Origin of the sequence: Nannocystis exedens (assembly GCF_002343915.1) — a bacterium.
Lineage (GTDB): Bacteria > Myxococcota_A > Polyangia > Nannocystales > Nannocystaceae > Nannocystis > Nannocystis exedens.
Window position 1 is genome coordinate 10,700,309 of the sequence record NZ_NETK01000001.1, and the last position, 21,946, is coordinate 10,722,254.

Annotated in this window: 16 protein-coding genes; 8 read left to right on the forward strand and 8 right to left on the reverse strand. The window is 73.0% G+C overall.

Annotated features, from left to right (window positions below; genetic code table 11):
- Positions 1-284: 284 nt before the first annotated feature.
- Entirely contained in the window at positions 285-959 is a 675-nt protein-coding gene (locus tag NAEX_RS41695; protein ID WP_096333029.1) for a hypothetical protein, read from the reverse strand.
- 913 nt (positions 960-1,872) lie between these two features.
- On the opposite strand from NAEX_RS41695, the gene NAEX_RS41700 reads away from it, so the two are divergent.
- The 3 genes from NAEX_RS41700 (at position 1,873) to NAEX_RS41705 (ending at position 4,962) form a co-directional block, all read left to right on the forward strand.
- Positions 1,873-3,000 (forward strand): MYXO-CTERM sorting domain-containing protein, encoded by a 1,128-nt coding sequence (locus NAEX_RS41700; protein ID WP_143140665.1) that lies wholly within the window; start codon positions 1,873-1,875, stop codon positions 2,998-3,000.
- Positions 3,001-3,310: 310 nt separating this feature from the next.
- A complete protein-coding gene (locus NAEX_RS49025) occupies positions 3,311-3,703 on the forward strand; it encodes a YciI family protein (RefSeq protein ID WP_100793068.1) in 393 nt (130 codons plus the stop codon).
- On the forward strand, positions 3,700-4,962 hold the full coding sequence (locus NAEX_RS41705) for an RNA polymerase sigma factor (RefSeq protein WP_100793045.1): 1,263 nt from the start codon (positions 3,700-3,702) through the stop codon (positions 4,960-4,962). Before NAEX_RS49025 ends, NAEX_RS41705 begins: the two co-directional genes overlap by 4 nt.
- Before the next feature lie 408 nt (positions 4,963-5,370).
- Here the strand turns inward: NAEX_RS41705 and NAEX_RS41710 are convergent, their stop codons facing one another.
- The 5 genes from NAEX_RS41710 to NAEX_RS51590 all read right to left on the reverse strand — a co-directional run bounded on the left by NAEX_RS41710 (position 5,371) and on the right by NAEX_RS51590 (position 12,149).
- A complete protein-coding gene (locus tag NAEX_RS41710; protein WP_096333032.1) occupies positions 5,371-6,204 on the reverse strand; it encodes an STAS domain-containing protein in 834 nt (277 codons plus the stop codon).
- A gap of 172 nt (positions 6,205-6,376) precedes the next feature.
- Entirely contained in the window at positions 6,377-8,440 is a 2,064-nt protein-coding gene (locus NAEX_RS41715; RefSeq protein ID WP_100793044.1) for an InlB B-repeat-containing protein, read from the reverse strand.
- 253 nt (positions 8,441-8,693) lie between these two features.
- The gene (locus NAEX_RS51585) at positions 8,694-10,217 is read right to left on the reverse strand and encodes a hypothetical protein (RefSeq protein WP_170136461.1); all 1,524 of its coding nucleotides are present in this window, start codon (positions 10,215-10,217) and stop codon (positions 8,694-8,696) included.
- Positions 10,218-10,602: 385 nt separating this feature from the next.
- Positions 10,603-11,403, reverse strand: coding sequence for an alpha/beta fold hydrolase (locus tag NAEX_RS41730; protein ID WP_170136462.1), 801 nt, complete (start codon positions 11,401-11,403; stop codon positions 10,603-10,605).
- Between the two features lie 113 nt (positions 11,404-11,516).
- Positions 11,517-12,149 (reverse strand): ABC transporter ATP-binding protein, encoded by a 633-nt coding sequence (locus NAEX_RS51590; RefSeq protein WP_170136463.1) that lies wholly within the window; start codon positions 12,147-12,149, stop codon positions 11,517-11,519.
- Between the two features lie 858 nt (positions 12,150-13,007).
- Here NAEX_RS51590 and NAEX_RS41740 point away from each other — a divergent pair.
- Positions 13,008-13,223: a hypothetical protein gene (locus NAEX_RS41740; protein WP_096333037.1), complete on the forward strand. Its 216-nt coding sequence runs from the start codon at positions 13,008-13,010 to the stop codon at positions 13,221-13,223.
- Positions 13,224-13,302: 79 nt separating this feature from the next.
- Here NAEX_RS41740 and NAEX_RS41745 read toward each other — a convergent pair whose 3' ends face one another.
- Positions 13,303-15,621, reverse strand: a complete 2,319-nt coding sequence (locus NAEX_RS41745) for a spermidine synthase (RefSeq protein WP_096333038.1) — start codon at positions 15,619-15,621, stop codon at positions 13,303-13,305.
- Positions 15,622-15,820: 199 nt separating this feature from the next.
- On the opposite strand from NAEX_RS41745, the gene NAEX_RS41750 reads away from it, so the two are divergent.
- The 3 genes from NAEX_RS41750 (at position 15,821) to NAEX_RS41760 (ending at position 18,761) form a co-directional block, all read left to right on the forward strand.
- The gene (locus NAEX_RS41750) at positions 15,821-17,026 is read left to right on the forward strand and encodes a hypothetical protein (RefSeq protein WP_096333039.1); all 1,206 of its coding nucleotides are present in this window, start codon (positions 15,821-15,823) and stop codon (positions 17,024-17,026) included.
- A 292-nt stretch (positions 17,027-17,318) separates the two neighbouring features.
- Entirely contained in the window at positions 17,319-17,930 is a 612-nt protein-coding gene (locus NAEX_RS41755) for a phospholipase D family protein (RefSeq protein WP_245913916.1), read from the forward strand.
- 222 nt (positions 17,931-18,152) lie between these two features.
- Positions 18,153-18,761, forward strand: coding sequence for a DUF6151 family protein (locus NAEX_RS41760; protein ID WP_096333040.1), 609 nt, complete (start codon positions 18,153-18,155; stop codon positions 18,759-18,761).
- Between the two features lie 436 nt (positions 18,762-19,197).
- Here the strand turns inward: NAEX_RS41760 and NAEX_RS41765 are convergent, their stop codons facing one another.
- Positions 19,198-20,898, reverse strand: coding sequence for a C45 family autoproteolytic acyltransferase/hydrolase (locus NAEX_RS41765; protein ID WP_096333041.1), 1,701 nt, complete (start codon positions 20,896-20,898; stop codon positions 19,198-19,200).
- Between the two features lie 58 nt (positions 20,899-20,956).
- On the opposite strand from NAEX_RS41765, the gene NAEX_RS41770 reads away from it, so the two are divergent.
- Positions 20,957-21,640 (forward strand): glutaredoxin family protein, encoded by a 684-nt coding sequence (locus NAEX_RS41770; protein ID WP_143140663.1) that lies wholly within the window; start codon positions 20,957-20,959, stop codon positions 21,638-21,640.
- Positions 21,641-21,946: the final 306 nt, after the last annotated feature.

A 21,946-nucleotide genomic window follows, 5' to 3' on the forward strand; every position in this document is an offset into this window, starting at 1 on the left:
GCGCGGCCGAATACAAAGGATGTCCCCGAGGACATGTCGGAGGACGCGAGGCGCGAGGGTCGGCGAGGAGACGCGCGCCGCGCCGGACGAGCTGCGGCCGATGCTCCCGCGCGGTCAGGCGAGGGCGGGCGAGCGAGCAGGGGGATGGGCGCGGGGAGCGGTGAACAATTTTGCATCGACCGCTCACGCGGTGACGCGCGGGCGGTCGCCGGGGAGGCGGCGACGCGGGCGAGCGAGCGGCGGTCTCGCCCGCGGGGAGCGATGAACGAATTCGGTTCGACCGCTCATGCGGCCAGCGGCGGGGCCGTCATCGAGGGGATGAGGGCGGTGAAGATCTGGGCGAAGGCGACGAACACGCGATCGATCAGGGCGAGGGCCTCGGCGCGCTCGGCCGCTTCAAAGTGGAGCGCGTTGAGCTCGCGGGCGACGTGCTCGTCGTGGAGCTCGTGGTCGTCCTCGACGGCGAGGTGACGGCCGTCGAAGTACTGCAGGCGATCGACGCAGCCCGAGGCGCGGACGTGGGCGGCGAAGCGGCTGAAGCCGACCTTGGCGGCGGCCTCGAGGGCGTCGACGAGGACGACGCGCAGGCGGTCGTCGGAGAGGCGGAAGACCTCGGCGGCGATCGCCAGAGCGCCGGCGCGGGCGTCGGCGAACTCCGGCGCGAACAGCTCGTCGAGGGGGACGGGGGCGCCGAAGATCTCGAGCAGGTCGGCGTGGAACCACTTCTCGTGGCCGCGATCCTCCTCGCAGTGACGCACCAGCAGGGCCCGCAGCCGGGGCTCGCGCGCGAGGTCGGCGTTGAGGCGAATGATGTCCTGGAACACGTAGACCCAGAACGACAGGCCGCGGGCGAACGCGAGGGCGTGCCGCAGCTCGCTCGTCGGTCGCAGGAGGGCGAAGAAGGGGTGGCGCGCGAACTGGTCGGCGCGGTGCTTCAGGTGCGAGCGGACGTGGTGCATGGAAGATCGCTCAGGGGAAGAGGTCGAGACGACGCGCGAAGGCCGTCGTCCCTCTCGGGTTGCTGCGCCGGCGCGACGAGGGGATCACGGCGAGATGCGCCGCGCATGCTCACGACGCGACGGTGCAACCCGTGGGCGGCCCGAGGCGACATCTGCCGGCAGGTGGCACGCGCGGCCTGTCGTGTGGGGTCGTATCGGCGAGGCGAGCGGGGCGCATCCTTCGGTGTCGCGCGGGCTCGCGTTGGGTGAAAGTCCCGGCCGTCGCGGGCCAGGATCCTGGGTCTGACGCGATCGTCTGCGGAGGCGCTGCACGTCGAGCGTGCCTCGGCATGGCGCGCGGGCTCGGCTCGACGTGGTTCGGCGTCGTAGTCGCGGAGTGTCGGTTTTCACCAGCATGGGACCCCGGCCTTCTCACGACCTTTCCCCTTTTGTTCGCCCTGCGTGACGAGGGATCATGCTCGCGCGCGCGAGCGGGATCCAGTTTTCGGCGGACGGGTGAACGAGAGTTTCTGGCGACTGCGGAACGACTCGCCCTCGATGACGAGGTCGTAGGCGTTGCTGGTGAAGCGACCGGGTCGCGCCGGAGGTCCGATGTCTGCGGCTTGAGAGCATGTCCTTCGGGACATGCCGGCGTCGGCGAGCGGCGCGTGCGCTCCGAGCTGCTCGCGTGCGGTCGGCCCGGGCCGACAGGGCTCGACGCGTCGCCGCGGGCTCGCGCGGCCGCGAACAGAAAGACGGCTGTTTGCGCCGGAACCGGCCCCCGGGGGCCGTCCATGCGGAATCGCCGCACGGCGCGGACGTCGGGGGGCCGACACGGACGCCATGCCTCTCGCGCCGCCGAGCGCGTCGAGGTCGGCGGGATCGCAGGAGACCCGGCTCGGCACGGTTCGTGGAAGACGGGGGTCGCATGCCCATGATTGATAGTTGGACCCGTATCGCCGAGGGCGCCGTGCTGGCGAGCACGTGCGCCCTCGTGTTTTGTCTGCCCCGCCTCGCCGACGCCTGCGGCGCTTCGCCGGCCGAGCTGCACGAGAGCGTGCCGGCCGACGGCGAGACCTATCCGGCCAACGCGGCGCTGCTGTTCTGGGGCGACGCCATCTCGGTCGACAAGGTGACGGTGACGGTCGACGGCGAGCCGGCGGCGCTCGTGCCGGCGGCGTTCGCCGAGGGGCTGGCCCCGCTGGCGGTGAAGGTCGAACCGGAGCCGCAGCCGGGCCAGACGGTGGTCGTCGCGGGCGAGTTCTGCGCCGAGAACGACGGCTGTCCGGCGTCGATCACGTTCACTGCCGGTGAACCGGATGTCGCCGCGCCGGCGACGCTCGCCGAGGCGTCGTTCTTCGCGGTGCTCGAGCACGCGCCGTTCCAGTTCACGTCGGGCTGCGATCAGTGGGAAATCGCGCAGACGATGTACGTCCACCTCGAGCAGCCGGCCCCGGCGGCCGGCGAGGCGCTGGTGCTGTTCGAGGTGACGTGGGACGGGGGCGAGGAGCTGGGCGGGAGCGGGATCCGCCGGGTCGCGCGCGGGCTGGAGCCGACGACGATCGTGCCGGTCGCGCTCAACAGCGGGACGCTCGGCGCCGCCGACGTGCGCACCGACGTGTGCCTCGAGGTGGTGGCCCGTGACGCGGCCGGCAACGCGGCGGCTCCGTTCGAGCTGTGCCCGCCGTGCTTCATGCGCGTCGACGAGGCGCCGCTGGCGGACGGGTCGACGCTGCCGCCCGAGCCGCTGTGGACCGAGGCCGACGCGGTGCCGGGCAGCGCCTGCGCGCCGGCGACGGAGACGACCGGCGACGCCTCGACGGGCGGAGAGGAGCCGACGGGCGGCGAGGACAGCGAGAGCGGCGAGGCGCCGACGACCGGGGCGACCGGCGAGACCGGCGACAGCAGCGAGACCGGGGCGCAGGAGGAGACCAGCGACAGCGCCACCGGCGGCGAGAACGACCCCGACAAGGGCTGCGCGTGCAACAGCGACGGCCAGGGCGGGCTCGGCTCGCTGCTGCTGCTGGGGCTCGGGCTGATCGGGGTGCGCCGGCGGCGGTGACGGGCGGTCGAGCGGCGCCACGACGGCGTCGTGAGGGACATGCCCCGCGCGACATGCTCGATCGAGCATGTCGCGCGGGGCCTGTCGCGAGGGCATGTGCGAATGGTCAGGCCGTGAGCGTCGACGGCGATCCGTGCGCGGGTTCTCTGGGGCGGTATGGGGGAATCGGGCCGCGGACCGCTGCTCGGCGCCGGCCCCGGAGTTTTTTTTCGGTTATCGTCGCGGCGATGTCGAGAACCCGTCGTCGGCTCCGACGAGTCGGTGCATGCGCACCGATCCCCGGGGCGCACCCACCGAGAGGGAGCCGAACATGAAGTACATGATGATGATGAACACCCCGGCCGGGCCGTACCAGATCGAGGGCTGGACGCAGGAGGACTTCCGCGCGCACGTCGCGTTCATGAAGGACTTCGCGGCCAGGCTGCGCGAGTCGGGCGAGCTGGTGGCCGCCGAGGGGCTCGCGGGGCCCGACCAGGCCAAGCGGGTGCGCGCCGGCAAGGACGGCCAGCCGATCACCGACGGGGTGTTCCCCGAGTCCAAGGAGTTCCTGGCCGGCTACTGGATCGTCGACGTCGACAGCCCCGAGCGCGCCTACCAGCTCGCGGCGCAGGCGTCGGCGGCTCCCGGACCCGGCGGGGCGCCGCTCAACCTGGCGATCGAGGTGCGGCAGGTGATGTCCGCGCCGTCCCCCGACGGCCCGTGACGTCGTCGTTCCCGGACGTCCGCCCCGAGCGACTGCTGCGCGAGCTGGCGCCGCAGGTGCTCGGCGCGGTCGTCCGGCGCCACCGCGACTTCGCAGCCGCCGAGGACGCGGTCCAGGAGGCGCTCTTCGCCGCGGCCCGCCAGTGGCCGCAGGAGGGCGTGCCGGTCAATCCGCGCGGCTGGTTGATCCACGTCGCGTCGCGGCGGCTGATGGACCAGGTCCGCAGCGAGGCGGCCCGCCGCCGGCGCGAGGAGATCGTGGTTGGCCTGGTGCCGCCCGAGCTGCAGCTCGCGCTCGCGGCCGACGAGGCGGCGGGCGAGCAGGACGACACGCTGATCCTGCTGTTCATGTGCTGTCACCCGGCGCTGACGAGCTCGTCGGCGATCGCGCTGACGCTGCGGGCGGTCGGCGGGCTGACGACCGGCGAGATCGCGCGGGCGTTCCTGGTGCCCGACGCGACGATGGGCCAGCGGATCAGCCGCGCCAAGCAGAGCATCCAATCGTCGAAGGTGCCGTTCCGGCTGCCGACGGCGGAAGAGCGGGCGCAGCGGCTCACGGCGGTGCTGCACGTGCTGTACCTGATCTTCAACGAGGGCTACACGAGCAGCTCGGGGCCGGCGCTGCAGCGCTGCGATCTGGCCGACGAGGCGATCCGGCTGACGCGCCTGGTCCACGCGCAGCTGCCCGAGGACGGCGAGGTGGCGGGCCTGCTGGCGCTGATGCTGCTGACCGACGCGCGCCGGGCGGCCCGCTGCGGGCCCGCGGGCGAGCTGGTGCCGCTCGACGAGCAGGATCGCAGCCGGTGGGATCGGGCGGCCATCGCCGAGGGGGTGGCCCTGATCTCGGCGACCTTGCCGCGGGGACAGGTCGGTCCGTATCAATTGCAGGCGGCGATCTCGGCGCTGCACGACGAGGCGCCCCGGGCCGAGGACACCGACTGGCCGCAGATCCTGGCGCTCTACGGGGTGCTGCTGCACATGGCCGACAACCCGATGGTGCGCCTGAACCACGCGATCGCGACGGCGATGGTCCACGGGCCCGAGGCGGGGCTGCGGCTGCTGGCGAGCCTCGACGGCGACGCGCGGATGGCCGGCCATCACCGCCTCGAGGCCGTGCGCGCGCACCTGCTCGAGCGCGCGGGCGAGGTCGCGGCGGCGATCGCCGGCTACCGCCGCGCGGCAGGGCGCACGGCCAGCCTGCCGGAGCGGGACTATCTGCTGGGCCGCGCGGCGCGGCTGAGCGAGCGGCGCGGAGGGTGACGGGGCGGATGGCCCTCGGGACCGGTGAGGGGCTTCGCGGCGGGCGAGCGACGCCGGGAGTGGGGGCGTGGCCGCGGAGCGGTCGGTCGCGCGAGCGCGAGCGGCTCCCTGGGCGCGACGAACGGGTCGAGACAAATTTGTCCGCTCGTGCGGAAGTCGAGACATGTCCATGAGGACGTGTTCAAAGAATCATGTTTTGTTGAGCATGTCTGAAAGAGCAGTCAATCCGGCGCCGTATCTGTGCGCGGGGCGAGCCGCGAGCGTCGTTGCGTGGGCGCGTGCCGTCGGGCTGCGCCGGCTGGGGGCGCGGGCGAGATCACCGCCAGCGAGGGCGAGGCGGCCGGGCCTGCGCGAGGATGTCCGTCGGCGAGCGTGGCCTGTTCGAGAGGACAGCCGGGGCGCCCGCGCTCACGCGTCGACGATCGTCTTGCCGAGCACCGCCAGGGCGTGGGCGAGGCCGCCGGCGAGGTCGCCGAGGGTGGGGATCTGGCCGAGGTCGAGGCCGACGGCGACGATGGCCTGGGCGACGCCCGGGCCGAGGCCGACCAGCAGCGGGCGGGCGCCGAGCAGGCCGACGGCCCGGGCGGCGCCGACGAGGTGGCTTGCCATCCCGGCGTCGACGAGCGGGACGCCGGACAGGTCGAAGACGACGACGCGCGAGCGGTGGCGCACCACGGCGGCCAGCACGGCGGTGGTCATGGCCTGGGCGCGCTCGTGATCGAGGTGGCCGATCAGCGGGCACACGAGGACGCCGGGGTAGAGCGGCAGCACCTGGGTCGAGAGCGCGAGGATCTCGTCGGCCTGGGTGCGGATCAGCTTCTCGCGGGCGACGAGGTAGGCGTCGGCGAGCGCGGCCACGCCGGCGTAGGCGATCCTGCCGCGCTTGCGCTCCCAGAACAGGATCGGATCCGGGTCGGCGGCGAAGTCGACGGCGAAGGCCTCGGAGACGACCTCGAAGCCGAAGTGCATGCCGGCGGTGATCTCGGTGACCGAGACGCCCATCGAGGCCCGCTGGACGCCGAGCGCCGAGAGGATGGCGGGATAAGCCTGCGGAGCGTCGCTCTCGAGGTCGGCGGCGACGGCCTCGAACACGCGCTTGACCGAGGCCTGCATCACCGGGAGCGGCAAGGCGCGGTAAAACGGCAGGTCGGCGGCCCGGACGCGCTCGCACGACTCGAGCACGAGCTCGTCGAGCCGCCGGCGGTAGTACTCGATCGCGCGCTCGGCTGCCGTCGGCTCCACGGCCTTCAGGATGCCTCACTCGAGCGAAGACGGTAAACAAACCGCGATTGGGGCGGACGCGGTCGTGGCGCCCGCCGCACGCCAGGGAGCGCCGGAGGTGCAGCTCCCGGGCGCGAGTTCGAACGGTCCGTCGGCGCAGACGCTGTCGACATTCGAGAATGTCGGGTCCGGGTCAAGGGGTGGCGGCCTGGTGGGCGCCGAAGTTGCTCGGGCCCGCCAGGACGCGGCCGTCGATGTCGACGAAGTGGCCGCCGGGCAAGTCGGCGGCGGTGAGGCCGAGGTCGGCGAGCGCAGCCCCACCGCCGGCGAGGGCCGCCGAGTCGCTGCAGGTCGGCGCGAGCGCCTCGTCGAGGCAGAGCTCGGCCGGATCGGCGGTCCAGGCGAGGTTGGGCGCGAGGGTCCAGCCGGCGGTGTCGGCGTCGCCGGCGGCGAACTCCCACGATTGCTCGACGCTGCCGACCAGCAGGTTGCTGGCGTAGTGCATCTCGCTCAGCGGCGCCCCGGCGCCGCAGTTGCCGGGCGCGCTGTTCATGTTGATCCGCAGGCCGGCGGCGTTGGGGGTGGCGACGCTGTTGGCGAACAGCCAGTAGCGCGGGGCGTCGGCCTGGCCGGCGTGGAGGTAGAAGCCGCCGTCGCTGTGGACGAAGACGTTGCCGTACATCTTGGTGTCGCCGCCGGTGCAGCCGATCTGGAGGTCGACGCCGACCCCGCCGATGAAGCGGTTGTTGTAGGCGGCGCCGCTGTTGCCCGGGTTCCATTGCAAGGAGGAGCGCTGGTTGGGCTCGTTCGCCAGGCCCGAGGCGGTGACGACGTTGTCGTGGACCTCGAGGCCGCTGCGGCACGAGCCGAACTGCATGCCGTCCCAGCCGCTGTTCTCGACCCGGTTGCGGTAGACCTTGGCGCCCTCGATCGGGTACGGCGGCGGCTGCTGCTCGATGCTGTCGGTGTAGTAGCCGACGTAAAAGCCCTCGGTCAGGACGTCGTGGACGTAGTTGTGGTGCAGCCGCAGGTTCTCGAAGGTCCAGTTGTCGGCGTTGAACTCGTCGCTGCCGCCGTTCCAGATCCGGAAGCCGCTGTCGGGGCCGTCGGCGATCTCGACGCCGAAGATCTCGATGTCGGTCGAGCCGGTGTTGGTATTGCCGCCCTGCGTGTAATTGCGGACGAACACCGCCTGGCCGCCGGCGCCGGTGTTGGTCAGCTTGAAGCCGTACTCGACGTCGTCGGCGCCCTTGCCGTCGATGATGACGTGTTGACAATTGATGAGGTGCATCAGCCAGCTCGTGTCGTCGTTGCTGACCGCGCCCTCGTTGATGATGTGGATCGGGGCCTCGGCGGTGCCCTGGAAGTTGAAGAAGGCGAAGTCGCTGCTGGCCTGGCCGGAGATCCGCACGAGGTCGCCGGGCTGGACCTTGACGCCGCCGATCTCGCCGTTCTGGAAGTACGAGGCCTGGCCGATGTCGGCGGTGTGCACGGTGCGGCCGGCGTCGCTGCGCGGCGGGACGCAGGTGACGAGCCGCCGCTCGAACAGGGTGCTCTGCACCTGGCCGTCGGTGATGGTGGCGCGCACGTCGTAGTCGCGGCGGCCGTCGGGGCAGGTGAAGACGTACTCGGCGGTGTCGGCGGTGGCGATCTCGCTGCCGTCGTCGGCCGCGAACACGGCCCACTGGACGCCGGTCAGCGCGACGGCGGTGTCGATCGCGAGGGTGGTCTCGCTGTCGCTCGGCGGGGCGTCGTCGGCGGGGACGCGCACGATCTCGCGGCTGGCGCGGATGCTGGCCGGCAGGGCGCCCTGGGGCAGCGGCTCGAAGGTGGCGGTGCAGCTCGCGGTGGTCTCGACGACGACCTCGGTCGTGAGCTCGGCGCCGCTGCAGTCGCCCGACCACCCGGCGAAGCGGTTGCCGGCCGACGGGGCGGCGGTGAGCGAGACCGGGCCCGCCGGCACGTCGTAGGCGCAGGCGGCCTCGGTGCAGGTCTGGCCCGGCGGATCGGCCGCGACGGTGCCTTCACCGACGATGGCGATCTCGAGGTTGCCGTCGCCGCCGTCGGTGGTCGGGCCGACGCTGGTCTCGGTCGGGTCGCCCATGGTCGGCACCGAGGTGGCGTCGCTGCTCTCGGTCGGGACGCTGCCGTTGCTCGTGGTCGCGGTGCCGTCGGTGCCGTCGGTGCCTTCGGTGCCTTCGGTGCCGTCGGTGTCGGTGCCGGCCGGGCCCGGGCACGCGGCATTCAGGAGGAGCATCGCGATCGCAGGAGCGTAAATAAGCCGCATCGGCCGATTGTACCCGCGGCGCAGGTCGGCGAAAGCGTCGACATGGCGCTCCGCGCTGGGGGCCGGCGCAGACATGCCGGCCTCCGCGGAGCGGGTCGCAATGGTCGGGGCACACCCGGCTCGCGGGCGTGTGAGCGCGACGGGTGGCGCGGCTTCGGCTCGACCTTGCAGGTGCCGCGGAGCCGGTGCGGGGGGTCGTCGCGGGCGACGCCGGGGCGGCGCGTCAGAACGCCATCGGCAGGTCCCACGATTGCAGCGGCAGGTCGGCGAGGTACTTGACCGGCGTGTACCACAGCTTGCCGCTCGGGCTGACGGCGACGCGGCCGACGCCGGGCATGGTCTGGAACGGCTCGACCTCGCCGGTGAAGGGGGCGATCCGGACCACCTCGAGGTTGGCGAGGCCGGCGTAGACGTGGCCGGTGAAGGCGTCGTGGGCGAGGCTGGTGACGTCGGACATGAGGTCGACGACGAACTCGGCCTGCTGGGTCTGGGCGTTGAAGCGGTAGACGATGCCGCCGTCGAGCGCGACCAGCAGGTGGACCGGGCTGACGGGGGCGCTGGCGGTGACGCGCGCGTCGAAGGTGAAGACCACGTCCTGGGTGGCGGCGTCGAGGTCGGCGCTGTTGTACTCGCCGTTCATCGTGCTGTTGCCGACGTAGAGGACGCGGTCCTCGCCCCACGCGAGGCCGTGCGGGCCGGCGTCGGCGGCGGAGCTGCCGAACGGGCCGTCGCCCTGGGTGACCTGGGCGACGATGACGATCGGCAGCGGGCTCATCATGTTGGCCTCGTCGAGCCGGGCGACGCCCTGCGGCGGGTCGGCCTGGCAGCCGCAGGCCTGACAGCAGGTGTAGGTGATGGCGACCTCGCCGAGGCCCTCGACCGGGGTCGGCCGGCTCGGCCCGGCGGCGACCGGCGGGACATCGGTGAGCTGCGGGATCGTCAGGCGGCGCAGCACCTTGACCTCGCCCATGTTGAGGTTGGCCACACCTGTCCATTGGGTCAGCTCGCCGTCGGGCTTGAGGCGCCGCACGTAGTCGGGCCCGCTGCGCAGCGTCACCATCCAGGCGTTGCAGTCGTCGGCGAAGTCGATGCCGCCGATCTCGGTCGAGAACGGGCCGTTGAGCTGCTCGGCGGTCGGCTCCTGGCACTCGACCAGGCGCTCGCAGCCGCACAGGGTGCCCCAGCAGTGGCCGTCGTCGGTGCAGGCGACGTCGGCGCAGGGGGCCACGGGGACGCAGGCGCCGACGCCGTCGCAGGTGCTGCCTGGCCCGCAGGACAGGTCGGCGCAGGCGGTCTCGGTGCCGGCGAGGGTGCAGGGGTCGCCGGCGGCGTGGCACTCGCCGCTGATGATGTCGCACACCTGGCCTTCGGGACAGGCGTCCGGGCCCTGGCCCTGGCACGCGGTGAGGCACTCGCCGTCGACGCACTGCTGGTTGGGCTGATCGCAGGGGCCGCAGCCGGGCGCGGTGGTGCTCGAGGTCTGCGCCGGCTCGGTGGTGCCGGTGGTGCCGGTGGTCGTGGTCGGGTCGGAGGCGGTGGTCCCGGTCGGGACGGCGGTGTCGCTGCCGCTGTCGCTGCCGGTGCCGGGCTCGCCGGTGGTCCCCGGCGTGGCGCCGGTCGTCATGGTCGTGGTCGCGGTGGCCGGCGCGGTCGTGACCTCGGTGGCAGTGGCGCGGCCGTCGTCGCCGCAGGCGCCGAGCACGAGGCATGCCGCCGCGAGCTGCGGCAGCGGAGTGGCAAACTTCATCTCAATCCCTCCGAATTTCGGGGCATGGTAGCCGCGAGCGTCGATGCCTGGGCAGGCGCGCGAGTGAGGCGAGGACGTGTGCGTGGAGCGCCCGCGCGCGGTCGCGCGGCGATCGAGCGATCGCCAGGTCGGGTGATTCGGAGGACGCCGACGTCGGCGCCCGGGCTCCGCGCCTGGCCGTCACTGGCTCGCGCCGCGATCCCCGGTCCGGTGCCCCGCCTCGTCGGCGGTCGCACCGTGGAGCGCGGGAGTGCATGGCGACGAGGGGCGACCTCGTCGCGAGCCTCGGGCGACGCGCGGTTCGGGTCGGGTCCGGTCCGTGCGCGAGGTGCTCGGGGACGGCCGTCGTGTCGTGCGGGCGCCCGCAGGCGGGGACCCTGCGCGCTCAGGGCATCGCCTCGACCAGGCGGAGGAACGCGCGGTGGTGCGTCAGCGGCAGCATGTGACCGGCGCCGGGGACGGTGATCGGCTCGACCTGCGGGAGCGAGGCGGCGAGCCGTTCGGCGACGGCGCGCGGGGCCGCGGGGCCGTCGTCGCCGATGACGAGGCGGACCGGACAGGTGATTCGGGCCAGGTCGGCGGCGGCGAAGGGGGCGCCGAACACGGCCGGGCCGCCGATGAAGTGGCGCTCGCGGGCGCCGGCGACGATGGCGAGCCGGTCGGCTTCGGGCAAGAAGTCCCACAGCTCGGGGTCGCTCCAGAAGTCGAGGAAGCGACGCGTGGCCGCGGCCGAGTCGCCGGCCAGCACGAGCGCGCGGCACTCGGCCTCGACGGCCTCGACGGGCGCGAGCGCTGGGTCGCCCGGCGCGAGCAGGCCGAAGGCGACCGGCTCGACGAGCACGAGGTCGCGCACCCGCTCGGGGGCGGTCGCGGCCAGGCTCAAGGCCAGGACGGCGCCGTAGGAGTGGCCGACGACGCGCGCCGGACCGCCGAGGACGTCGAGCAGGGCGAGCAGCACGGCCACCTGACGCGCGAGCAAGGTCTCGGGGGTCATGTCCTCGGGGCAAGGCGTCTGGCCGTGGCCGTAGAGGTCGGGGGCGGCGACCGACCAGCGCGGGGCGAGGGCGGCGATCGCCCGCTCCCACTGGACGCCGCTGCTGGCGCCGGCGTGGAGCAGCAGCAGCGCGGGGCCGCTGCCGGCGTGGCGGTAGGAGGTGACGGCGCGGTCGGCGTGGAGCTGCGGCACGGGGTTCGGCGGGGTGCGAGTGAGGAAGGACAGGGCCGATCGGTCAGGTCTGCAAGGACAGGCTCGATCGGGCAGGTGCGAACGGACAGGCGCGATCGGACATGCCCCTCAGGTCATGCGGTGACGGGGCGGCCGAGCTCGAGCACGCGGGCGCCGCCGAGGGCGGCGATGTCCTCGGGGTCGTGGGCGGACAGGACCAGGCCGACGCCGCGGGCGCGGGCGGCCACGAGGGCGGCGATCAGGGCCCCGCGGGCCTCGCGGTCGAGGCCGGCGAACGGCTCGTCGAGGACGTAGAGGACGCCGCCGCCGAGGGTGAGGGCGGCGGCGACGAGGCGCTTGCGCATGCCGAGGCTGTAGGTGGTGGCGAGGTGGTCGATGGCGGGGCCGAGGTCGGCGAGGGCGATCACGCGCTCGCGCCCGAGCGGCTCGCGGAACACGCCGGCGTAGAACTCGACGAGCTCGCGGCCGGTGAGGCCCTGCGGGACCTCGACCTCCTGCGGGAGGTAGCGCAGGGCGGCGCGGGCGGCCAGCGGGGCGCCGCGCAGGTCGTGGCCGCCGAGGATGACGCGGCCGGCGTCGGGGATCACGCCGCCGGCGAGGCAGCCGATCAAAGTCGACTTGCCGGCGCCGTTGGGGCCGACGAGCACGAGGACCTCGCCGGCCGCGACGTCGAGGTCGAGCTGTTCGAACAGACAGGTCGTGCCGTAGCGCTTGGTCAGGCCGCGGGCGACGAGGGGGGCGGTCATGCGCGGCAGTGTAGCGCCGCGGCCGTCGCCGTGGGGGCCGAACGGGGCAGGAGACGAACCCTCGGCGGCGGCCGAGCGCGAGGGCCTCGGGCCAGGCGGGCGACGATCGCGGAGGCGCCGCGAATGCCGCGAGCCCGGGGCCGCGGGGCGGCCGGGGCGAATGGCGGCAGGACCGAGTCGAGGGCGGGCCGGGTCATGGCAATCATTCTCGCGCGGTCCTTGTCGGCGGGGGCACACGGGGCGTGCCGACAATGTGCATAGCAGGGCCGCTCGCCGCGCCCTCGTGGCAGACGGTGGGCGGGGTGTGGCGCGGCGCAACCCCTGGCGATTGCCCACGGACGTTTCACCGCATGCTCCCCGGGCGGCGCGCGCGCGGCCGGCTCCGCGGGCGGCGGCGCGGGGTTCGGAGGGTGATCCATGTTGCTGAATTCCTCTCGGTGCCCTGCCGACCATGCGAGCGCATGGCCGGAGACCGCCGAGCCGGGGCGACGATGTGCATTCGGGCATGCGCTGCCGCGGGGACGAGCCCGGCTGCGTGGTCGCGGCGATCGAGGCCTGCGCGGGCGATGCCAGCGGGGACGACGCGGGCGTCGGTGGGCCCGTGACGGGTGCGGGCAGCCGGGTGCTCGCGCGGCGCGACGGAGGGGCCCCTTCGCCGCGCCTGCGCTCGCGCCCGGTGCGGGCCGTCGCGCTGTGGTGCGCAGCAAGATCCGCGATTGCCTCGCTCTTCCTCGGGCCCACAATTGGCGCGACGGTGCGGCGCACGAGTCCGCTCGTGGGCCGCCGGAAACGAGGAATGCGATGCTATGGAATCAGATCGGAAGTCTCGTCGGGAGTCTGGCGTTAGCGATCCCTTTTGTGCAGGACTGTAATCAAGAGCCCGGACCGACCGTCGACCCGGACACGCTGCCGGTCGGCGAGCAGCCCTGCTGCGAGGCGTCGGACGAGCCCGCTTGCGACGAGCCGGAGGTCGTCGAGTGCGTGTGCGACCGCGACGCGTATTGCTGCGAGACGGAGTGGGACTCGACGTGCGTCGGCGAGGCGATCGAATTCTGCGACGCGAGGTGCGCGTAGACGGCTGAAGGCCGTGATTTGCCAGGGCGCAGGGGCACCGGCGAGGGGAGCGCGACGAGCTCGACCCCCCGCGCCGGGCTCAGCCCCCCTGGACCCACTTGAGGACGGCGAACAGGTTGCTGTAATCGTCGGTCCACATGCGGAGGTCGGTCGAGACGCCGCTGGTGTCGCCCTGGCGGGCCTTGACCAGCGGGTCGTCGAGGAACGCCTGGTTGCGCGTGAGCAGGCCCCAGTCGGCCGCGTAGACGCCGCGCGGGTCGTCGCTGTGGTTCTCGATCCAGACGAAGCTCCAGCCGAAGTGCTGCGCGAACTGCTTGAGCACCGGGCGGATGTCGACGTGCCGGTTGCTCATGTTGGCGGCGAGGATGCCGTCGGGCCTCAGGTGGCGGAAGTAGGTGACGAACGCCTCGCGGGTCAGCAGGTGCATCGGGATGGCGTCGCTGCTGAAGGCGTCGAGGATCAGGACGTCGTAGGCCTGGTCGGGCTCGCGCTCGAGCGACAGGCGGCCGTCGCCCAGCACGACCTCGGTCTTCGCCTCGGTGCGATCGAAGTAGGTGAAGTACTTGCGGCTGAGCGGCTCGACCTCGGGGTCGATCTCGTAGATCCGGATGCTGTCGCCCGGGCGGCCGTAGGTCAGCAAGGTGCCGGAGCCGAGGCCGAGGAGGCCGATCTTGAGCGGCTCGCCGAGCTTGCGCTTGGGGTGGCGCGTCAGCGCGGTGCCGATCCCGCTCTCCTCGGCGAAGTACGAGTTGTGCCACATCTGGCGCTCGGGGGCGCGGTACTGGAAGCCGTGGTTGATCGCGCCGTGGAACAGGATCCGCCGGGCCTGCAGCGGGTCGTGGGTGTAGCGATCGGCGACCCGCAAGACGCCGAAGAAGCCGCGCTCGATCGTCAGCGCCTCGCTGGTGCGATAGCGGGCCTCGATGCCGAGGTTGACGCCGAGCAGGACGATGGCGGCGAGCGGCAGCAGCCAGGCCAGGCGGGCCCGGCCGTAGTTGATGCGCGCGCCCCCGTCGACCCACCGCGGGCCGGCAGGGCTGTCCTGCGGGACCTGGTCGGAAGGACCTGTCCCGACGCGCAGGCTCCACAGGAACCCGAACAGCAGCATGCACAGCAGGGCGCCGGCGAGCGGGGCGATGTAGCGGAACGAGTCGGGGCTCTCGGTCTGGATCCGCCACAGGGCGTAGGCGACGGCGGCGGCCCCGGCGAGGACGATGGCGGCGACCGGGCGGCCGCGCAGCTCGAGCCGCTGGTCGCGGCGGAAGGCGTGCAGGACCAGCAGCGAGGTGGCGACGAGGCCGATGTGCAGCTCGTAATAGGCGGAGAACACCAGCGGGGCGATCGCGCCGACGAACACGCCGCCGAGCGCGCCGCCGACCGAGAGCGCGAGGTAGAAGGCGGTGAGGTGACGCGGGTGCGGGCGGAGACGGTACAGCTCGCCGTGGCAGACCATCGCGTAGATGAAGATCGCGGCGCAGTAGACCAGCGCCTGCTGCTCGATGCCGGCGTCGGCGCCCGCGAGCATGAGGCCGACCACGCCCGCGGTGGCGCCGACGAACAGCGGGTAGAACAGCACCCGCGGGTACCAGCGCTCGGAGGAGAAGCAGAGGATGAAGCTCAGCAGGTAGAGCGCGAGCGGGATGACCCAGAGGAACGGGACGCTGGCGACGTCGATCGCCATCTGATTGGTCATCGCCAGCAGCATGATCGAGGCGCAGGCCCCGAGCGCGACCCATACGGCGCGCAGCCCCCAGGTCGGCGCGGGGACGGCGGAAGCGTCGGTCGCCTGTCCCGCGGCGGCCCGCCCGGCCGCGCCCGCGCGCGTGGTCTGGACCGCGATCGTGCCGCACAGCACGCAGAAGGCGGCGAAGCCGAAGAACCACACCGAGGCCTGGGTGGCCGAGCCGAGGCGCGGCTCGACGAGGAACGGGAAGGTCAAGAGGCCGAGCAGGGAGCCGATGTTCGACAGGGCGTAGAGCGGGTAGGGCGAGCGCGACGGGTGCAGCCGCGAGAACCACGCCTGGACCAGCGAGCCGGTGGTCGACAGGGCGAAGTACGGCAGGCCGACGCTGACCGTCAGCACGAGCAAGATCTGCAGCAGCGGGACGCCGTCGCCTTCGGGCTTGTAACCTTCGGGCGGGAAGATGGTCGGCGCGCTGGCGAGGACCGCCGCCGCCAGCACGGCCAGGTGCACGAGGCCCTGGCGCCGCGCCGGCAGGGCGATCACGGCGTGCGCGTACGCATAGCCGGCCAGCAGCAGGACCTGAAAGAACAGCATGCACGTGGTCCACACCGCAGGCGTGCCGCCGAACCAGGGGAGGATGATCTTGCCGATCAGAGGCTGGACCTGGAACAGGAGGAATGCGCTGAGGAAGATGGTGAGGGCGAAGAGCAGCACGGGGCGTGGGGACGGTGTCGTCGCCGCGAGGGTATCACCGCGGGCGGGGGTCCCGTCATGCGGTTCGGGCGAGCGAAGGACGTGTGTCCGGCGGGGCCATGAGCCCGCGGGTCCGTGAAGGTCGTGCGCCAGCTAACGGAAGGGGCGGCGGCGAGGGCGGCGAGGCGGGACTGGCGTCGGATATAAGGAGGATGCTGCCATGACCCGATTTCGTCGCACCTGCATCCTCCTCGCCACTCTGTCGACCCTCCCCGCGTGCAGTGACGACGGCGGAACCTCGAGCGGCGGCTCGACCGCCGGCGTGACGACGGCGCCCACCACCAATAGTACGAGCGCGACCCAAACCACGAGCACCACCGGGTCGTCGAATTCGGGCACGGACAGCACGTCCGAGGCCAGCGGCAGCAACAGCGACAGCGACAGCGAGACGACGGCGCCGACCAGCACCGGGATGGTCGATCCGACGACCTCGGGCGGGTTCCCCAAGCTCGACGTCGGCGTCGAGGAGACCACCGACGGCGCGACCACCGACGGCGAGGAGAAGGGCTGTCGCAAGGTCGACTTCCTGTTCATCATCGACAATTCGGGCTCGATGAGCGACGAGCAACAATCGCTGATCGCCAGCTTCCCCGGCTTCATCTCGGCGATCCAGAGCCAGCTCGACGAGGCTCAGGATTATCACATCATGGTGATCGACACCGACAGCTGGGTGTTCGAGGGCTGCAACCTGATCTGCCCGCTGTTCGGCAACACCTGCCCGGTCGCCGGCCTCGACTACACCTGCGGCACGCCGCCGCTCGAATGCGAGGACGTGCTCGGCGCCGGCGTGACGCACCCGCGCGGCCTGCAGTCGAGCTCGAAGGATTGCGCCTTCTCGACCGGCTTCCGCTACATGGACGTGACCGAGCCCGACCTGACGGCGACGTTCGCCTGCGCCGCCCAGGTCGGCACCGGCTCGACCGACGACCCGGAGAAGCCGATGGAGGCGATGGTCCAGGCGGTCGCCCCCTCCGGCCCGGCGTTCGAGTGCAACACCGGGTTCTTGCGCAAGGACGCGATCCTGGTCGTCACCATCGTCACCGACGAGGACGACAACTTCGGCGACGGCTCGGCCGGCAACCCCGCCGGCTGGAAGGCGTCGCTGGTCGCGGCGAAGAAGGGCGACGAGAAGGCGCTGGTGGTCCTCGGCCTCTACGGCGACAACGACCAGCCCAACGGCATCTGCGGGCCGCTGGTCGACAGCTCCGGCGCCGAGCCGAGCCCCCGGATCCGCGAGTTCGTCGAGTCGTTCGGCGACCAGGGCATCTCCGGCAGCGTCTGCGCGCCCAGCTACGACTCGTTCTTCTCCGAGGCGGTCGGCCTGATCGCCCAGACCTGCGACGATTTCGTGCCCCCGCCGATGTGATGGGATTGGGCCGCAGGGACAGGTCCCCGGGGGCAGGTCCCCGGGAGCAGGTCCGAACAGACATGTTCGAAGGGGATGGTCACGCGGGGGCCCGACGGCGCCCGCGGTTCCGACGCGCAGGGGCCGCGGGCCGCCGCAGGTCAGGAGGAGGCTCCCACGAGCCGGCCGGCGCCGCCCGCACCGGCACGCGCCGGCGACAGCTCCCGGCCGGGCGAGTACAATCCGCCGACCGCGATGAGGCGACCCGGCGACCAGCTCGAACTGCGCGCGCGCGCGGCGACGGAGTGAGGCGGTGGACTTCGTCCTGCCGGAGCGGCCGGTCCGCATGCGCCTCCTCGCCGGGCGCGGCCACTACGAGGCGGTGATCCCGGCGCTCCGCTCGGCGCGCACGAGCGTGTGGATCGCGACCGCGAACCTGAAAGAGCTGCTGGTCGAGGACCCGCGGGCGACGATCCGCTCGCGCAACCGCTTCCACTCGGTGCTCGAGGTGTTCAGCGCGCTGGCCCAGCAGAAGGTGGAGCTGCGGATCTTGCACGCCGCCCCGCCGTCCGGGCCGTTCCGCCGCAGCTTCGACCGCCGCTCGCGGCTCTACAAGGGCGGGCTCGAGCTGCGCCAGTGCCCGCGCGTCCACCTCAAGACGGTCATCGTCGACGGCCGCCTGTGTTACCTCGGCAGCGCCAACTGGACCGGCGCAGGCCTCGGGGCGAAGGGCGAGGGCCGCCGCAACTTCGAGATCGGGATGCTCACCGAGGACGAAGACGTGATCGACCAGGTGCAGGCGATGTACGAGGCGATCTGGAGCGGCCGCATGTGCAAGTCCTGCAAGCTGCGCAACTCCGGCTGCGAGGCGCCGCTCGATCTGGCGACGCGACCGGTCGCGATCCGGCCGAAGCGAACCCCGTAATCCGGGCGGGCTCGGGCGACCTGCAGGACATGCGGCGAGCGTGAGCTTCGTGCATCTGCACGCGATCTCCGGCCTCCGCGTGCCGACCCACTGTGTCGGGGAGAGGCTGGATGCCCTCGGGGGATGATCGCATCGAGGTGCTCATCCGGCGCGAGCGCCTTTCGGCAGCCACCTGCGCGATGCAGCGGGCTGAGCGGCGCCGCGCGTGGTAAGGTCGCCGCCATGAGCGAGTCGCTCGGACTCAGGTGTCGCTGCGGCGCGGTGCGGGGGGTGCTCTCCGAGGCGTCGCCGCGGTCGGGCATCCACGCGGTCTGCTACTGCCGCGACTGTCAGGCGTTCGCGCGCTGGCTCGGCGGCGAGGGGCTGCTCGACGCGGCGGGGGGCTCGGAGATCTTCCAGACCGCGCCGGCGCAGATCACCCTCCAGACCGGCCAGGAGCAGCTCCGCTGCGTGCGGCTGTCGGCCGAGGGGCTGCACCGCTGGTACGTCGATTGCTGCCGCACGCCCGTGGCCAACACGATGGGCGACCCGCGGGTGCCGTTCGCAGGGCTGCTGGTGCCGTTCATCGCCGCCGACGCGCCGGCCCGCGAGCGCGCGCTCGGGCCGGTGAAGGCCCGCCTGTTCGGCCGCGACGCGACCGGACCGACGCCGCCCGGGACGCCGGAGAAGATGGCGGTGACGGCGATCCCGCGGGTGCTGTGGCTGCTGGGCCGCGGCTTCGTGCGGCGAGGCGCCCAGCCGTCGCCGTTCTTCGCGCCGGGGGCGAAGCTGCCGCGGGTGACGCCGCAAGTGCTGACGGCCGAGGAGCGCGCGGCGCTCGGGCCGGTGTGAGGGCTCGTGCAGGCGACGTGACTGTCAGGCGCGTCGCCGCGTGCGTGCAGGATGCGGCGAGCGCTGCTCGGCCGTGCGTCCGTCGGCGCGAGGCGGGCCACTCGGCGCAAGCCGGCTGGCGCCTGCTGTGCGCGGGACGGGGACGCCGCGAGCACCTGGGGGCGTGGTATGTCCGGGTGAACATGTCTTGATGGACCTTCTCTCTGCGACATGTCCGAAGAGACATTCTCTGCAGGACATGCTCGAAAGGACCGGCTCGCAGGGGTCTTGAGGCTGCGGGTCTCGGCGCCGCCGGCTGCGCTCGCGTCGCTGAGGAGGCGGCAAGCGTCCGGCGCGGAGCTGCCCGCGCGTGGATGCGCCCGCGGACGTGTCCATCGAGACAGGCCCGCGCGGGGATGCGCTCGCAGACATGTCCGTCGGGACAGGCCCCGCGGACTTACTCGCGGAGCTCCTCGAGCAGGCCGCGGACGCGCTCCTGGTCGCGCAGGCGGCCGGGGACGAGCTCGAGGTAGCGCTCGTAGTGCCGGCGGGCGGCGGCGAGGTCGCCGAGCTCGCGCTCGATGTCGCCGAGCAGGCGGTGGAGCTCGCCGACGTCGGGGGCGAGGGCCAGGGCGACGCTGGCGGAGGCGAGGGCCTGCTCGGGGAGGCCGCGGGCGAGCAGGCCGCGGGCGTGCTCGAGCGCCTCGAGGGCCTCCTTGTAGTCGCTGTACTCCTCGCTGTGGAGCAGGCGGTCGGCCGGGAAGTCATCGAGCGGGGCCGGGCGGTCCTGGCGGCGGCCGAGGGCGTGGCGGAGGTCGATCGCGCGGAAGCGGCCGAGCGCCGAGGGGCCCTCGCCGACCCACATGACCATGGCGGTGGCGTCGACGACGACGGCGTGGGTCAGGTGGAGGTTGTCGATCGCGTTGCGGTTGCCGAGCCCGAGCTCGCCGCCGCCGAGGCCCTTGCGGTCGCGCAGGATCGCCACGGCCCGCGCGGGGTCGACGGGCGCCTCCGCCAGCAGCTCGCCGAGGCGGTCGTAGCGGTAGCCGCTCGAGGTGAAGCGGCGGATCCGGTCGTTCTGGGCGTCGCGCTCGAACGACTCGCGCAGCATGTGATTGGTGGCCCACACCAGCGGCTGATCGTCGCCGCGGGGCTTGCGGTCGTCGCGGTCGCGCGCGAGCTCGACGACGGCGGCGCGACGCTGGCGGCCGTCGCCGACCAGCACGGCGCCCGAGGTGCGCGCGGGCGCGGCTTGCAAGATCTCGAGCGCCTGCTCGAGGGTGTCGGCGTCCTCGAGGATCTGCCGCAGGATCAGCGGCAGCGGCACGCCCTCCTCGAGCGCGTCGTCGGTGCGCGTGGGGTCGAGGGCGACGAAGATCCCGCGCGCGTTGATGCCGGTGACGACGCCCATCAGACCGGCCCAGCCGACAGAGGCGAACGGGTACTTGCCGTCGGGGTGGACGATGGCGACCAGGCGATCGGGCTCGACGGCGAGGCCGAGGTCGGCGAAGAAGCTGCGGCCGATCACGAGGTTGCCGCGCTCTCCGCCGCCCTTGGGCCGCGCGGCGGCGGCGAACATGGTGCCCTCGAGCAGGACGTCGTCGAGGCGGCGGGTCAGCTCGACGAAGCTCTGGTCGAGGAACAGGCGGTGGTAGCTCGACAGCCGCTCGCCGCCGGCCTCGGGCATGGCGGCGGCCAGGGCGGCGAGCTCGCGGCGGACGCCGGGGGCCAGGCTGTGGTCGGACTCGCGGAAGTCCCAGCGCATGACCATGTCGGCGGTCCAGCGCTCGAGCCCCTCGGGGTAGCGGTTGCGCAGCAGGCGCGCGACGTCGCGGTCGAGCTCCCCCCACAGGCGGGCGGCGAGGCGGCCGTGGGCGTCGCCGATCTCCTCTGGCGGACCCTCGAGGTGGAGGAACCACAGCCGGCTCTCGCGGGTGAGCGAGGACCGGCCGTAGGCGACGCGCCGGCCGGCGCGGTCGACGGTGAGCTCGGCGGCCAGGACGCGGACCTCCTCGGGGGACAGGTCGGTGTACGAGAGATAGCCGCTGTAGAGCACGAAGGTGAGGATCGTGAGGGTGACGACGAGGGCGACCACGGCCCGCAGCAGCGCGAGCACGCTGCGGCCCTCGGGCGGCCCTCCGGATGCGAGTCTCACCATGGCGCGGGCGCGAGCCTACCAGGCCCGGAGCGCGGTGGCGGCTTATACTCGCGCCGCCATGACGAGAAGGTGTGCGAGCTTGCTCGGGTTGTGGATCTTGTGCTCAGGCGGCTGCGAGCCGGAGAAGCCGCCCGCGCCGACGAAGCCGCAGGCGGCTCCGGCGGCCGAGGCCGGCGAGGCGGGCGCGGCGGTGCTGCCGGCCGACGCGAAGGACGCGATTTTGACGTACGCGGGCGACCGCGGGCAGTTCAAGGACACCAGCAAGCCGGCCGACGTGCCCGAAGAGGCGCGCGGGCTGGTGCGGGTGACGCTGCTGCAGGGGCCGCAGCCGCCCGACGGGACGGTGTGGGCGGCGAACCTGAAGACGCCCGAGGCCGACGGGTCGTGGAAGCTGACGACCGTGCCGCGCGCGCAGTTCGAGGAGCTGGCGCTGGGGCTCGGCCGCAGCAGCGCGGTCGAGCTGCCGCCGGGGCTCGAGGCGCCGGTGGCCGCCCCGCGCGAGGCCGATGTCATCGTCTACAAGACCGAGTGGTGCGGGGTCTGCAAGCAGGTGCAGTCCTACCTCGACAAGAAGGGCGTCAAGTACGTCGCCAAGGACATCGAGAAGGACTCGGCCGCCGCCGGCGAGCTGCGGGCCAAGGCCAAGGAGAAGGGCGTCCAGACCGGCAGCGTGCCGGTGATCGACGTGCGCGGAGAGCTGATGGTCGGGTTCAACCGCGCGCGGCTCGAGCAGCTGCTCTGAGCGCCCGAACAGGGGGAAGGAGCGGACCGCGGCGCGTCGCGTTCGGCGAAGCGCGGTTCGCTCGTCGCACGCGAGGCGCGAGGTGCCGTGAATACCGCGCGTCGGCGGGGCGGTGCGTCGCGTTCGGCGAAGCGCGCGGTTCGCTGGCCGCACGCGCGCGGGATCGCAGGTGCAGGTGCGGAGGAGGCCGTCGCAGGGACGACCTCGCGCGGGCCGGCCGACCTCCCGGCGCAGCCGTTGCGGCCGACCGACGAACGTCGAAGGTCTCGCCGCGCGGTGGCGATCCGTTCGGGCGATCGGCGCAGC

Excerpts from the sequence above, each read along its gene's own strand:
- NAEX_RS41750 (WP_096333039.1), top strand. The coding sequence starts at position 15,821 with ATGACCCGATTTCGTCGCACCTGCATCCTCCTCGCCACTCTGTCGACC.
- NAEX_RS41700 (WP_143140665.1), top strand. The coding sequence starts at position 1,873 with ATGATTGATAGTTGGACCCGTATCGCCGAGGGCGCCGTGCTGGCGAGC.
- NAEX_RS41765 (WP_096333041.1), bottom strand. The coding sequence starts at position 20,898 with ATGGTGAGACTCGCATCCGGAGGGCCGCCCGAGGGCCGCAGCGTGCTC.
- NAEX_RS49025 (WP_100793068.1), top strand. The coding sequence starts at position 3,311 with ATGAAGTACATGATGATGATGAACACCCCGGCCGGGCCGTACCAGATC.
- NAEX_RS41695 (WP_096333029.1), bottom strand. The coding sequence starts at position 959 with ATGCACCACGTCCGCTCGCACCTGAAGCACCGCGCCGACCAGTTCGCG.
- NAEX_RS41770 (WP_143140663.1), top strand. The coding sequence starts at position 20,957 with ATGACGAGAAGGTGTGCGAGCTTGCTCGGGTTGTGGATCTTGTGCTCA.
- NAEX_RS41715 (WP_100793044.1), bottom strand. The coding sequence starts at position 8,440 with ATGCTCCTCCTGAATGCCGCGTGCCCGGGCCCGGCCGGCACCGACACC.
- NAEX_RS41760 (WP_096333040.1), top strand. The coding sequence starts at position 18,153 with ATGAGCGAGTCGCTCGGACTCAGGTGTCGCTGCGGCGCGGTGCGGGGG.
- NAEX_RS51585 (WP_170136461.1), bottom strand. The coding sequence starts at position 10,217 with ATGAAGTTTGCCACTCCGCTGCCGCAGCTCGCGGCGGCATGCCTCGTG.
- NAEX_RS51590 (WP_170136463.1), bottom strand. The coding sequence starts at position 12,149 with ATGACCGCCCCCCTCGTCGCCCGCGGCCTGACCAAGCGCTACGGCACG.